We start from the raw sequence: 13,878 nt of genomic DNA, 5'->3' as shown, positions 1-13,878 counted from the left end.
TCGACGCACTGACGTGCTACTTGATGATCTTGACGACGCGACCCGCGCCGACCGTACGGCCGCCCTCGCGAATGGCGAAGCGAAGACCCTCGTCCATGGCCACCGGCTTGAGCAGCTCGACGGTCATGACGATGTTGTCGCCGGGCATCACCATCTCCGTACCTTCCGGCAGGGTGATGGTCCCCGTGACGTCGGTCGTACGGAAGTAGAACTGCGGCCGATAGTTGTTGAAGAACGGCTTGTGCCGGCCGCCTTCGTCCTTCGTCAGGACGTACACATTGGCCTCGAAGGTCGTGTGCGGGGTGATCGAGCCCGGCTTGCAGAGCACCTGGCCGCGCTCGACGTCGGTCTTCTTCGTGCCGCGCAGCAGGACACCGATGTTGTCGCCTGCCTGGCCCTCGTCGAGCAGCTTGTTGAACATCTCGACGCCCGTGGCGACCGTCTTCTGCGTGGGCCGCAGGCCGACGATCTCGACCTCGTCGCCGACGTGGACCTTGCCCGTCTCGACCTTGCCCGTGACGACCGTACCCCGGCCGGAGATCGTGAACACGTCCTCGATCGGCATGAGGAACGGACGATCCACCGGACGCTGTGGCTCTGGGATGTACTCGTCGACCGCGTTCATCAGCTCGACGATCTTCTCCTCCCAGACCGGATCGCCCTCGAGCGCCTTGAGCGCCGAGACCCGCACGATCGGGGTGTCGTCACCCGGGAACTCGTACTGGTTCAGCAGCTCTCGGACCTCGAGCTCGACGAGATCGAGGAGCTCCTCGTCGTCGACCATGTCCGCCTTGTTGAGCGCCACCACGATGTAGGGCACCCCCACCTGCCGGGCGAGCAGCACGTGCTCGCGCGTCTGGGGCATCGGACCGTCGGTCGCGGCGACCACCAGGATCGCACCATCGACCTGGGCAGCGCCCGTGATCATGTTCTTGATGTAGTCAGCGTGCCCCGGCATGTCGACGTGCGCATAGTGCCGCTTCTCCGTCTCGTACTCGACGTGCGAGATCGAGATGGTGATGCCGCGAGCCTTCTCCTCCGGCGCATTGTCGATCTGATCGAAGGGCTTGAACTTGACGTTGGGGTTCTTCTCCGAGAGGACCTTCGTGATCGCTGCGGTGAGCGTGGTCTTCCCGTGGTCGATGTGCCCCATCGTCCCAATGTTGATGTGGGGCTTCGTCCGCTCGAACTTTTGCTTGCCCATGGCCTGTCCTGCTCCGTTGTTGTCCCTCTGCGCCCGGATGACGCAACCCGCCGACGGATAACCGAGTGCTGAAGTCTACTCGCCCTTGATCCGCTTGACGATCTCCTGCGCGATGGAATCCGGAACCTCTTGGTAGGCCCGGAACACCATCGAGTAGCTCGCACGCCCCTGCGTACGCGAACGCAGGTCAGTAGCGTAGCCGAACATCTCCGCGAGTGGCACGAGCGCACGCACCACCTGGTTCACGCCGACCTGCTCCATGCCCTCGACCTTGCCTCGCCTGGCCGAGAGATCGCCGATCACGTCACCGAGGTACTCCTCGGGCGTGACGACCTCCACCGCCATGATCGGTTCGAGGAGGCACGGACTCGCCATGCGCACCGCCTTCTTGATGGCGAGTGAGCCGGCGATACGGAACGCCATCTCCGAGGAGTCGACCTCGTGGTACGACCCGAAGACCAGCGTGACGCGCAGATCCACGACCGGGAAGCCCGCGAGGATCCCCGACGAGAGCGCGTCTTGGATCCCGGCGTCCACCGCTGGGATGTACTCCTTGGGGATGACGCCACCGGTGATCTTGTCGACGAACTCGTACCCCTCGCCGCGCCCGAGCGGCTCGACGTCGATGACGACGTGACCGTACTGGCCACGGCCGCCGGTCTGGCGCACGTAGCGCTCCTCGACCTTCGACACCGGCTTGCGGATCGCCTCCCGATAGGCGACCTGCGGCTTGCCGACGTTCGCCTCGACCTTGAACTCGCGCAGCAGCCGATCGACGATGACCTCGAGATGCAGCTCGCCCATCCCCGAGATGACCGTCTGACCGGTCTCCTGGTCGGAGCGAACGCGGAACGTCGGATCTTCCTCGGCGAGCGCGTAGAGCGCCCGACTCATCTTCTCCTGATCCGACTTGGTCTTGGGCTCCACCGCCACGTGAATGACCGGATCGGGGAACTCGAGGCTCTCGAGGACGACGGGCGCCTGGGGATCGCACAGCGTGTCGCCGGTGCTCGTCGACTTGAGGCCGACGGCCGCGACGATGTCACCAGCGTGGGCGACCTCGATGTCCTCGCGATGGTTGGCGTGCATGAGCAGCAGTCGACCGATCCGCTCGCGCTTGTCCTTGGTGGAGTTGAGGACCGTCGATCCCTTCTCCAAGACGCCCGAGTAGATCCGGAAGTACGTCAGCTTGCCGACGTAAGGGTCGGTCATGATCTTGAACGCGAGGGCCGCAAACGGCGCATCGTCGGACGGCTCGCGTGTGATGATGTCCATGCCGTTCGGCGACGTCCCGGTCGCGGCCGGGATGTCCAACGGGCTCGGGAGGTAGTCCACCACCGCATCGAGCAGCGGCTGGACGCCCTTGTTCTTGAACGCCGAGCCACAGAGCACCGGGACGACGTGATTGTTGATGGTCGCCTCGCGGATGGAGGCCCGCAGCATCTCCTCCGAGATCTCCTCGTCGGAGAGGTAGCGTTCCATCAGCTCTTCGTCGTGATTGGCGAGCACGTCGATGAGATCGTGGTGCGCCTGCTCTGCAGCGTCGACGAGCTCGGCAGGGATGGGCTCGTCGTGGAACGTCTCCCCGAGGCCCTCGTCCCACACGATCGCGCGCTTGCCGACGACGTCGATGACACCACGGAAGGAGCTCTCGACACCGAGCGGGAGCTGGATCACCGCCGGGACGGCGTCGAGGCGATCCCGGATCATCTGGACGCAGCGATCGAAGTTGGCCCCGACACGGTCCATCTTGTTGACGAAGCAGATCCGCGGCACGCCGTACTTGTTCCCTTGGCGCCACACCGTCTCGGTCTGCGGCTCGACACCAGCGACGGCGTCGAACACCGCCACCGCCCCGTCGAGCACCCGCAGGCTCCGCTCGACCTCGACCGTGAAGTCCACGTGACCGGGCGTGTCGATGATGTTGATGCGGTGATCCCGCCAGAACGCCGTCGTCGCAGCCGAGGTGATGGTGATGCCGCGCTCTTGCTCCTGCGGCATCCAGTCCATCGTCGCCGCGCCCTCGTGGACCTCGCCGATCTTGTAGTTCTTGCCGGTGTAGTAGAGAATGCGCTCGGTCGTGGTGGTCTTGCCGGCATCGATGTGGGCCATGATGCCGATGTTGCGCAAGCGCTCGAGCGGGACCTGACGGGTGGGGGGCATGTGGAAAGCTCCTTGCTTACCAGCGATAGTGCATGAACGCGCGGTTGGATTCGGCCATCTTGTGGGTGTCGTCCCGCCGCTTGACCGACGTGCCGAGCCCGTTGGACGCATCCAGCAGCTCGTTGGCGAGCCGCTCGGCCATGGTCTTCTCACGGCGCGCGCGCGCCGAATTCACGACCCAGCGGATGGCGAGCGAGTACGACCGCCGATCACGGACGACGACGGGTACCTGATAGGTCGCACCGCCGACGCGCCGTGACCGCACCTCGGTCATGGGGCGTACGTTCGAGATCGCACGCTCCAAGACGGCGACCGGGTCACCGTTCACCTTGGCAGCGATCTGGTCGAGCGCGCCGTAGACGGTACGCTCGGCGAGCGCCTTCTTGCCGTTACGCAGGACCTTGTTGGTCAGCTGCGACACCAGCACCGAGTGGTAGACCTGGTCAGGAGCGATCGGACGAACCTGGGCTGGACCCTTGCGTGGCATCGGCTACTTCTCCCTCTTCGCGCCGTAGCGGCTGCGCGCCTGCTTGCGGTTCTTCACGCCCGCCGCATCGAGCGTCCCGCGCACGATCTTGTAACGAACACCAGGGAGGTCCTTGACGCGGCCGCCACGCACGAGCACGATCGAGTGCTCCTGGAGGTTGTGACCGATACCGGGGATGTAGGCAGTGACCTCGACGCCACTCGTGAGCCGGACGCGCGCGACCTTGCGCAACGCGGAGTTCGGCTTCTTCGGTGTGGTGGTGTACACGCGGGTGCACACCCCGCGGCGCTGCGGCGATCCCTTGAGCGCCGGGGTCTTGGTCTTCGTGCGCTTGGCCTCGCGGCCCTTGCGCACGAGCTGCGCGATCGTCGGCACGGTTTGCACTCCTTCTTGCGACGCAGGCGCGCCGCTCTCGGTGGACCGGCCCGCCCACACGGGGCGGGCCGGTCTCCAACATTCCTGGTTCCTCTGCCGGCTCGCCGAGAACCTCCGCGTCCGGCCCGATTCGCAGTGGTGGCACGCGACACGCACCACCCGCGTATGGCTCAGTCTACAGGGCCGCCATGCGCCTCATAGCCAGGCCCCCCGTCGAACCCACCGAGGTCTTCCTCGCTCGACCAGTACGCGAGTCGGCGATAGTGGGGAGCCTTGACCGCGACCGACCGGTAACGCGGCGCACCCGTACCTGCCGGGATCAGCTTGCCGAGGATGATGTTCTCCTTGAGGCCGAGCAGGTGATCCGAACGCCCCTCGATCGCGGCCTCGGTGAGCACCCGAGTGGTCTCTTGGAAGGAGGCCGCCGAGAGCCACGACTCCGTCGCGAGCGACGCCTTGGTGATACCCATGAGCTCCGGCCGACCCTCGGCAGGGCGCTTCCCCTCGGCGAACAGTTCGCGGTTCACCTCGGCAAAGCGCTGGGTGTCCACGCGTTCTCCCGGCAAGAAGGGGGAATCGCCAGGCTCGGCCACGAGCACTCGGCGCAGCATCTGACGGACGATGAGCTCGATGTGCTTGTCGTGGATGGACACACCCTGGTCGCGATAGACCTTCTGGACCTCCTCGACCAGGTAACGCTGGGTCTCGCGAATGCCCTTGATCTCGAGGAGCTGCTTGGGGTCCTTCGGACCGCTCACGATGGCCTCGCCGGCCTCGATCACTTCGCCCTCGGCCACCTCGAGATGGGCCCTGAGCGGGAGCACGTAGACCTCGTCGGAGCCGTCGTCGTGGGTGATGGTGACCCGCCGACCGTTCTCTTCCTCCTCGATGTGCACGACACCGGACGCATGCGCCAGCACCGCGGCTCCACGAGGCGAACGCGCCTCGAACAGCTCCACCACGCGCGGCAAGCCGTGCGTGATGTCGGCGCCCGCGACGCCGCCCTGGTGGAAGGTTCGCATGGTGAGCTGCGTCCCAGGCTCGCCGATGGACTGGGCCGCGACGACGCCGACGGCCTCGCCGAGCTCGATGAGCCCCCTCCCCCCAAAACCTTGGCCGTAACAGGTCGCACACACGCCGTGGGGCGTCTCGCAGGTGAGCGGGGTGCGCACACGGATCCGCTCGACTGCCGGATCGGCTGCCAGCTGCTTGACGAGCTCGTCGGTGAGCAACGTCCCGGCCGGGAGCTGCGACCCGTCGCCAAGATCGACCGCCTCTGCGAGGACCCGTCCGAACGCCCGCGTCTCGAGGTAGCTGCGACGCTGGGCCGAGTCCTCGGCGACGTCGTCGATCCAAATCCCCCGCGACGTGCCACAATCTTCTTCGCGCACGATCAGCTCCTGGGCGACGTCGACGAGGCGACGGGTGAGATACCCAGAGTCGGCGGTGCGCAGCGCCGTGTCGGCGAGGCCCTTGCGCGCACCGTGCGTCGACAAGAAGTACTCGAGCACCTCGAGGCCCTCACGGAACGACGACTTGATCGGGCGCGGAATCATCTCACCGCGCGGATTGGCGACGAGGCCCTTGAGGCCGGAGATCTGGCGGATCTGCTGAGGGTTGCCTCGCGCTCCCGACTCGACCATCATCGCGAGCGGATTGAGCGGGTTGGAGGCGAGCATCTCGTCGATGGCCCGACCGATCTCCGCGGTCGCCGCCGTCCAGATCTCGATCTCCTTCTGCTTGCGCTCGTCGTCGGTGATGATGCCTCGCCGGTACTGCGCCTCGGCCTTGTCCGCCTCGCGCTCGTAGCGATCGAGGATCTCGGCCTTGGCGGCCGGGGTTGTGACGTCGTCGGTCGAGATGGTGAGCCCAGCGCGCGTCGCGAAGGTGAACCCAACCGACTTGATGCGATCGAGCGTCTCCTCGATGACGTTGCGGGGGTACTGGGTCACCACCCGCTCGACGATCGAGCCGATGGGAAGCGCCTTCTTCCCGACGACCTCGTTGACGAAGGGGAAGTCGGCCGGCAGCGCCTGGTTGAACATCACACGCCCGGCTGTCGTCCGCAGCTCTTCGACGTTGCCATCGCCATCGCGACGACGGAGGGTGATCGGCGCGTGCAAGCCGAGATTGCCGGTTTCCCAGGCCCGGACCACTTCATAGTCGTGGCGGAACACCTTGCCGGCACCTGGCTCCTCTTCGCGCACGATGGTGAGATAGAAGAGACCGAACACCATGTCGAGCCCGGGGACCGTGATCGGCCGTCCGGTCGCTGGCGACACCGTGTTGTTCGCCGAGAGCATGAGCACGCGGGCTTCGGCCTGCGCCTCAGGCGACAGAGGCAGATGCACCGCCATCTGGTCGCCGTCGAAGTCGGCGTTGAACGCGGTCGTCACCAGAGGATGGATCTGGATCGCCTTACCCTCGACCAGCACCGGCTCGAACGCCTGGATGCCGAGTCGGTGCAGGGTCGGTGCACGGTTCAGGAGCACCGGATGCTCCTTGATCACCGTCTCGAGCACTTCCCACACTTGGGGACGCCGACGCTCGACCATGCGCTTGGCCGACTTGATGTTCTGGGCATAGCCCAACTCCACCAGGCGACGCATGACGAACGGCTTGAACAGCTCGAGCGCCATGATCTTCGGGAGCCCACACTGATGGAGCTGCAGCGTCGGGCCGCCGACGATGACGGACCGGCCGGAGTAGTCCACGCGCTTGCCGAGCAGGTTCTGGCGGAAGCGACCCTGCTTGCCCTTGAGCATGTCGGAGAGGCTCTTCAGAGGACGGTTGCCCGGGCCGACCACCGGCCGCCCACGGCGACCGTTGTCGAAGAGGGCGTCGACCGCCTCCTGGAGCATGCGCTTCTCGTTGTTGACGATGATCTCCGGCGCGCCGAGATCCAACAAACGCTTGAGCCGGTTGTTGCGATTGATCACGCGCCGATACAGATCGTTGAGGTCCGACGTCGCGAACCGCCCGCCGTCGAGCTGCACCATCGGACGCAGGTCCGGGGGGATCACCGGGACGACCTCGAGGATCATCGCCATCGGGTCGTTGATACGACGACCCTCCTCGTCGCGCTGGTTGAACGCGGCGAGGATGCGCAGGCGTCGGATGGCTTTCTGGCGACGCTGTGCCGACAACGGGCGGCGACCCTCGGCGGGGTCGATGAGCTCGCGGAGCTTGGCCAGCTCGGCATCGAAGTCGATACGACGGATGAGGTCGGCGATCGCCTCGGCCCCCATGCCGCCGTCGAAGTAGGAGCCATACCGCGACCGCAGCTCGCGCCACAGCAGCTCGTCCTCGATGATCTGGCGCGGGTAGAGCTCGCGGAACTCGTCGAAGGTCCTACGCGCGAGGTCGATGCGCGCCGCGTAGCGCTCGCGGAGCTGCGTGATCTCCCGCTCGAGCGCGCGCTGGCGCTGGCGCACCTCGGCTTCGCGAGCACCCTGCTCCTCGAGCTCGGCGAGCTCCGCCTCCATCGCCTGGTACCGGCGCTCGAGCTCGACGTCACGCTCCGACTCGATCGCCCGAACCTCCTCGAGCACCTCGACCTCGAGGTTCGGCAGGTCCTGGTGCCGACGCTCCTCGTCGACCCAGGTCACCAAGTTGGCGGCGAAGTAGATCACCTTCTCCAGCTGCTTGGCCTTGAGCTCCTCCTTGGGGGAGGTCCCCATGAGCAGGTAGGCCAGCCACGAACGCGTCCCGCGCAGGTACCAAATGTGCACCACCGGTGCTGCGAGCTCGATGTGGCCCATCCGCTCCCGTCGGACCTTGGAGCGGGTGACCTCGACGCCACAGCGCTCGCAGACGATCCCGCGAAAGCGCACGCGCTTGTACTTGCCGCACTGGCACTCCCAGTCGCGCGTAGGGCCGAAGATGCGCTCGCAGAAGAGCCCATCGCGTTCCGGACGCAACGTACGGTAATTGATCGTCTCCGGCTTCTTCACCTCGCCGTGTGACCAGGCGCGGATGGCTTCCGTCGTGGCAAGCCCGATGCGGATCTGGTCGAATCGACCCAGGTCGAGCACTACTGACCCCTCTCCTCGCGTCGCTCGTCGTCGCCGTAGTCCGTGTTGCGCTCAGGGCGGCTCAGGTTGATACCGAGCTCCTCCGCCGCCGAGTACGCCTCATCCTCGAACTCGCGCAGCTGCACCCGCTCTCCGTTCGGAGCGAGCACCTCCACGTTCAGACACAGCGACTGCATCTCCTTGATGAGCACCTTGAAGCTCTCCGGAATCCCCGGTTCTGGGATGTTGTCACCCTTGACGATGGCCTCGTAGACCTTCACACGGCCTACGACGTCGTCGGACTTGATGGTCAACAGCTCCTGCAGCGCGTACGCGGCGCCGTAGGCCTCGAGGGCCCACACCTCCATCTCACCGAAGCGCTGCCCACCGAACTGGGCCTTGCCGCCGAGGGGCTGCTGCGTGATCATCGAGTACGGGCCCGTCGAGCGAGCATGGATCTTGTCATCGACCATGTGCGCCAGCTTGAGCATGTAGACGTAGCCCACCATGACGGGGTTGTCGTAGCGCTCGCCGGTGCGCCCGTTGTAGAGCACCGCCTTGCCGTCGGGCTGGACGAGGCGCTCGCCGTCGCGGCTCTGCGGGTTCAGCCGCTCGAGCAGTTCCTTGATGGTCGGCAGGTCCCCGGCCTCTTCCGACTCGTCCCAGTGCGCGCCGTCGAAGGCGGGACTCGCCACCCACCGGGCCGGGACCGTCACCGGACGCGTCTTGCGATGCTCCCGTGCGCCCTCGCCGATGGGCTCCCACCCCCACCGGGCGGCATAGCCGAGGTGCGCCTCGAGCACCTGGCCGATGTTCATGCGGCTCGGAACGCCGAGCGGGTTCAAGATGATGTCGACCGGCGTACCGTCCTCCAGTCGAGGCATGTCCTCGATGGGGAGGATCCGCGAGATCACACCCTTGTTCCCGTGCCGACCGGCGAGCTTGTCACCGACCTGAATCTTGCGGTGCTGCGCAACGTACACCCGAACCAGCTCGTTCACGCCGGGCGGCAGCTCGGTCGCGTCCTCGCGGGTAAACACCTTGACGTCGATCACCTTGCCGTACTCACCGTGGGGCACGCGCAGCGAGGTGTCGCGGACCTCGCGGGACTTCTCGCCGAAGATCGCACGCAGCAGTCGCTCCTCCGGCGTGAGCTCGGTCTCGCCCTTCGGCGTCACCTTGCCGACGAGGATGTCACCGGGGCCGACCTCGGCTCCGATACGGACGATGCCGCGCTCGTCGAGATCGGCGAGGGCCTCCTCCGACAGGTTCGGGATGTCGCGGGTGATCTCCTCGGCACCGAGCTTGGTGTCGCGCGCATCGGTCTCGAACTCCTCGATGTGCAGCGAGGACAGCACGTCGTCTCGCACGAGGCGCTCCGAGATGATGATGGCGTCCTCGAAGTTGTAGCCCTCCCACGGCATGAAGGCCACGAGGAGGTTCTTCCCCAGCGCGAGCTCACCGTGCATGGTGGCGGGACCGTCGGCGAGCACGTCACCGAGCTCGACCCGGTCCCCGGTGGCCACCGTCGGACGCTGGTTCCAGCAGGTGTTCTGGTTGGATCGCTGGAACTTCGTCAGCCAGTAGCGACGTGTTCCGAGTGGCCGACCGGCATCGTCGGTCACGGAATCGTCGTAGGTCACCGCGATCGAGGCGCCGGTCACCTCTGACACGACACCTGGGCCCTCGGCGACAAGAACGTCGCCAGCGTCCAGTCCGGCTCGGGCTTCCACACCGGTACCGACGAAGGGCGCTTCAGGGACGAGCAGCGGCACCGCCTGCTTCTGCATGTTGGCACCCATGAGCGCACGATTGGCGTCGTCGTGCTCCACGAACGGGATGAGCGACGTCGACACCGAGACCACCTGCGCCGGACTCACGTCCATGAGGTCCACCTCGTCCGGGGTGGCGAGCTCGACCTCACTGGTGGCGCCGTAGGAGACCGCCATGGCACCGACCCGCACGACCGCGCCCTGCGGGCCGCGCCTCACCAGGACCTTCGGCTCGACGAAGCGACCCTCGGCGTCGAGCTTCGCGTTCGCCTGCGCGATGACGTAGTCTTCTTCCTCGTCGGCGGTCAGGTAGACCACCTCATCGGTGACCTTGCCGTCCACCACACGCCGATATGGGGTCTCGATGAACCCGTATCGATTCAGGCGGGCATAGCTCGCGAGCGCCCCGATGAGACCGATGTTCGGCCCCTCCGGTGTCTCGATCGGGCACATGCGTCCGTAGTGCGACGAGTGGACGTCGCGTACTTCGAAACCCGCTCGCTCCCTCGACAGACCACCTGGACCAAGTGCCGACAGGCGGCGCTTGTGGGCAAGGCCAGAGAGCGGGTTGTTCTGGTCCATGAACTGGCTCAGCTGGCTGGTGGAGAAGAATTCCTTGATCGCAGCGACCACCGGACGGATGTTGATGAGGCTCTGCGGCGTGATCGCCTCGACGTCCTGGGTCGTCATGCGCTCACGGACGAGGCGCTCGAGGCGGGAGAGCCCGATCTTGAGCTGGTTCTGGATCAGCTCGCCGACGCTGCGGACCCGCCGGTTGGAGAAGTGGTCCTGATCGTCGAAGCGATACCCGGGCTCGCCAGCGACCAGGTGCAGCATGTAGCTCGCGGTCGCGATGATGTCCGCACGGCTGAGCACGAGCGGCGACTCCGAGGTTCGATCCAGCGGGTGACCGAGGATCTCCTCGACGCGCTCGATCTCCGCGCTGAGTCGCTTGTCGATCTTGTAGCGACCCACGCGGGTGAGGTCATAGCGCCGGCTCTGGAAGAACGCGGTCTCGAAGTAGAGGCGGGCCGCCTCGACGTTGATCGGCTCGCCCGGGCGTACCCGACGGAACACCTCCATCAGGGCGTCGTCGCGGGTCTGGGAGTGGTCCTCCTTGGCCCACTGAGGTTCGAGGAAGTCGAAGTGTGCGACCAGGCGCTCAAGATCGGCAGGGTCGTCAAGCCCAGCCGCCCGCAGGACCGTGAACAGGCTCAGCCGGCGCTTACGCGCGACGCGGCCCCCCGCATTGATATCGCGACCCGGCCGGGCCTCGACGTCGAACTCGAGCCACTCCCCTCGGTAGGGGTTGATGGTGGCCGTCACGACGGTGTGCTGATCGCGACCGGGCTGGAACAAGACGCCGGGCGAGCGGACGAGCTGGCTCACCACGACACGCTCGGTCCCGTTGATGATGAACGTACCTCGGTCGGTCATGAGCGGGAAGTCGCCCATGAACACGATCTGCTGCTTGATCTCGTAGGTCTGGCGGTTCAAGAACCGAGCCCGCACGAAGATCGGGCCGGCATAGGTCATGTCCTTCTCGCGACACTCCTCCGCCGAGAACTTCGGGACCGGCGCGAGATCAGGATCGCTGGGGTCGTACTCGAGTTCGAGTGCGAGCTGGCCGGAGTAGTCCTCGATCGGGGAGATGTCTCGAAAGGCCTCCGCGAGCCCCTCATTCAAGAACCAGCGGAACGAGTCGCGCTGCACAGCGATCAGATCGGGCAGCGGCAGAACATTGCGCGCGGACGCGAAGCTGAAGCGCTCAGGCGGACGGTGCCTCGTGATCAAGGGAGACTCCTTGCACTCAGTTGACTATGCACTCGGTTGACTTGCACTCGACGGACTGCACACACCCACAGCAGGTGCCCGACCGACGCTCGCACCACTCGTGTCCGAGCGTGCACGGTGGCGGCAGACACGAAGACGCTCACGGGCGCGCAAAGGCCCGTGAGCGTCAAGACGAAGTGGTTGCGGGACGACGCACGGCTCCCCTAAGCATACAGGGAGACCGCACGACCGCCTGCGTCGACGGCTCGCTACTTGAGCTCGACCGTCGCGCCGGCGCCCTCGAGCTGAGCCTTCGCCTTCTCGGCGTCTTCCTTCGAGACCTTCTCGAGCACCGGCTTCGGCGCCGCGTCGACGAGATCCTTCGCCTCCTTGAGGCCGAGGTTCGTCAGTGCGCGCACCTCCTTGATGACCTGGATCTTCTTGTCACCCGCGGAGACGAGCACAACGTCGAACTCCTGCTGCTCCTCCTCGGCGGGGGCAGCCTCGCCGCCACCAGCGGCACCGGCGACCGCCGCCACCGCGACCGGCGCCGCGGCCGTGACACCGAAGCGCTCCTCGAACGCCTTCACCAGCTCCGAGAGCTCGACGACCGTCAGCTCCGAGATCTGGTCCAAAATCCCCTGGATGTCCGCCACTGTCTCCTCCTGTTCTCCGTGGTCGACTCGCGCCTACGCCGCTCGCTGGTCGGCGAGTGCCTTGAGGCCGTAGGCGAGGTTGCGAGGCAGCGCCGACAGCACCCCGGCGAGGTTCGCCATGGGTGCGGTGAACGCCCCTGCCAACTGCGCAAGGAGCACCTCACGACTTGGGAGATCCGCAAGCCGCAGCACCGATGCTGCGTCGATCGCGGCGCGACCGAGCAGCCCACCCTTGATGATGAGTGCCGGATTCGCTCGGCCGAAGTCGCGCAGTCGCTTGGCCGTCGCCGCAGCGTCACCACGGGCGAACACCAGCCCGCTGGGGCCCTCGAGGAACGCCTCGAGTGCCTCGAGCGAAGCCTCGCGCGCCGCGATGCGTGCGAGCGTGTTCTTCGCAACCTTGAACTCCGCGTCCACGGCGCGAAGCTCCTGTCGGAGCGACGCGAGCTCAGCGACCTTCAGGCCGCGGTACTCGGTTACGAACACCGCGTCTGCCGTCGCGAGCCGCTCGCGAATCGCCTCGACGAGGGCGACCTTGCTCGGCCTGGGATGCTCCATCGATCTCACTCTCCTTGGCAGTGCCTGCTCGATCCGGAGAGACCGCCTCATCAGGCTCCCACGCACCGTGGGATTTGAGCCCTTGCGGGCACCGGACCTCTACAGCGGACCGAGGTGATGGCGGGACAATCCTACCTGGCGCAGCCGCCTACGCGGCTCCGAGTTCCTCGAGTTCCTCGTCGGCGATGCGCAGTCGATTCGGATCGATCGCTACCGACGGCGACATCGTCGTCGACACGTGCACAGAGCGGAAGTAGCGCCCCTTGGCCGCTGCCGGCTTGGCGCGCTGGAGCTCGTCGATCACCGCTCGGAAGTTCTCGAGCAGCGCGACGGTGGAGAAGCTCACCTTGCCGATCGGGACGTGCACGTTGCCCACGCGGTCGGTGCGGAACTCCACGCGACCCGCCTTGAACTCGCGAACCGCGCGCCCCACGTCGTGGGTCACGGTTCCGGTCCTCGGGTTCGGCATCAGACCCCGTGGACCGAGGATCCGGCCGAGACGGCCGACCTGTCCCATGAGATCCGGCGTCGCGATGGCCACGTCGAAGTCCAACGCGCCGCCTTGAACCCGCTCGACGAGATCGTCGGCGCCGACGATGTCGGCTCCGGCCTCACGCGCCTCCTGGGCGGCCTCGCCCGCCGCGAACACGGCGACGCGGACGCGACGCCCAGTGCCGTGGGGCAGGGCGACGGTGCCCCTGACGATCTGGTCCGCCCTGCGCGGATCGACGCCGAGGCGAACGGCGAGCTCGACGGTCTCGTCGAAACGAGCGCGAGCCAGCTGGCGCACGAGCGCGAGCGCCTCGACGGGCGAGTACAGCCGATTGCGATCGAGCAGTGCTGCCTGCTCACGGTACGTCTTCGAGTGCTTCATCTC

General features: G+C 66.4%; 9 protein-coding genes. All 9 read right to left on the bottom strand.

Annotation, left to right across the window (positions count from 1 at the left end; genetic code table 11):
- Positions 1 to 16: 16 nt before the first annotated feature.
- The 9 genes from tuf to rplA all read right to left on the bottom strand — a co-directional run bounded on the left by tuf (position 17) and on the right by rplA (position 13,875).
- Positions 17 to 1,204 carry an elongation factor Tu gene (gene tuf / locus AFER_RS02050; protein ID WP_015797865.1) on the bottom strand — a complete coding sequence of 396 codons (1,188 nt, stop codon included), beginning with the start codon at positions 1,202 to 1,204 and terminating at the stop codon, positions 17 to 19.
- 75 nt (positions 1,205 to 1,279) lie between these two features.
- A complete protein-coding gene (fusA, locus tag AFER_RS02045) occupies positions 1,280 to 3,367 on the bottom strand; it encodes an elongation factor G (protein WP_015797864.1) in 2,088 nt (695 codons plus the stop codon).
- A 16-nt stretch (positions 3,368 to 3,383) separates the two neighbouring features.
- Positions 3,384 to 3,854 carry a 30S ribosomal protein S7 gene (gene rpsG, locus AFER_RS02040; protein WP_015797863.1) on the bottom strand — a complete coding sequence of 157 codons (471 nt, stop codon included), beginning with the start codon at positions 3,852 to 3,854 and terminating at the stop codon, positions 3,384 to 3,386.
- 3 nt (positions 3,855 to 3,857) lie between these two features.
- On the bottom strand, positions 3,858 to 4,229 hold the full coding sequence (rpsL, locus tag AFER_RS02035) for a 30S ribosomal protein S12 (RefSeq protein ID WP_015797862.1): 372 nt from the start codon (positions 4,227 to 4,229) through the stop codon (positions 3,858 to 3,860).
- 170 nt (positions 4,230 to 4,399) lie between these two features.
- On the bottom strand, positions 4,400 to 8,263 hold the full coding sequence (locus tag AFER_RS02030) for a DNA-directed RNA polymerase subunit beta' (protein WP_015797861.1): 3,864 nt from the start codon (positions 8,261 to 8,263) through the stop codon (positions 4,400 to 4,402).
- Positions 8,263 to 11,805 carry a DNA-directed RNA polymerase subunit beta gene (gene rpoB, locus AFER_RS02025; protein WP_041662100.1) on the bottom strand — a complete coding sequence of 1,181 codons (3,543 nt, stop codon included), beginning with the start codon at positions 11,803 to 11,805 and terminating at the stop codon, positions 8,263 to 8,265. Before rpoB ends, AFER_RS02030 begins: the two co-directional genes overlap by 1 nt.
- 251 nt (positions 11,806 to 12,056) lie before the next feature.
- Complete coding sequence (gene rplL, locus AFER_RS02020) at positions 12,057 to 12,443, bottom strand: 50S ribosomal protein L7/L12 (protein ID WP_015797859.1); 387 nt, start codon at positions 12,441 to 12,443, stop codon at positions 12,057 to 12,059.
- A gap of 33 nt (positions 12,444 to 12,476) precedes the next feature.
- Positions 12,477 to 13,001 carry a 50S ribosomal protein L10 gene (rplJ, locus tag AFER_RS02015; protein WP_015797858.1) on the bottom strand — a complete coding sequence of 175 codons (525 nt, stop codon included), beginning with the start codon at positions 12,999 to 13,001 and terminating at the stop codon, positions 12,477 to 12,479.
- Between the two features lie 148 nt (positions 13,002 to 13,149).
- Positions 13,150 to 13,875: a 50S ribosomal protein L1 gene (rplA, locus tag AFER_RS02010; protein WP_015797857.1), complete on the bottom strand. Its 726-nt coding sequence runs from the start codon at positions 13,873 to 13,875 to the stop codon at positions 13,150 to 13,152.
- Between the last annotated feature and the right edge of the window lie 3 nt (positions 13,876 to 13,878).

This window comes from Acidimicrobium ferrooxidans DSM 10331 (genome assembly GCF_000023265.1).
Taxonomy (GTDB): Bacteria; Actinomycetota; Acidimicrobiia; order Acidimicrobiales; family Acidimicrobiaceae; genus Acidimicrobium; species Acidimicrobium ferrooxidans.
The sequence above is the reverse complement of the archived record's forward strand: the minus strand, read 5'-3'. Positions and strand labels throughout refer to the sequence as shown.

Excerpts from the sequence above, each read along its gene's own strand:
- fusA (WP_015797864.1), bottom strand. The coding sequence starts at position 3,367 with ATGCCCCCCACCCGTCAGGTCCCGCTCGAGCGCTTGCGCAACATCGGC.
- rplJ (WP_015797858.1), bottom strand. The coding sequence starts at position 13,001 with ATGGAGCATCCCAGGCCGAGCAAGGTCGCCCTCGTCGAGGCGATTCGC.
- rpsG (WP_015797863.1), bottom strand. The coding sequence starts at position 3,854 with ATGCCACGCAAGGGTCCAGCCCAGGTTCGTCCGATCGCTCCTGACCAG.
- tuf (WP_015797865.1), bottom strand. The coding sequence starts at position 1,204 with ATGGGCAAGCAAAAGTTCGAGCGGACGAAGCCCCACATCAACATTGGG.
- rplA (WP_015797857.1), bottom strand. The coding sequence starts at position 13,875 with ATGAAGCACTCGAAGACGTACCGTGAGCAGGCAGCACTGCTCGATCGC.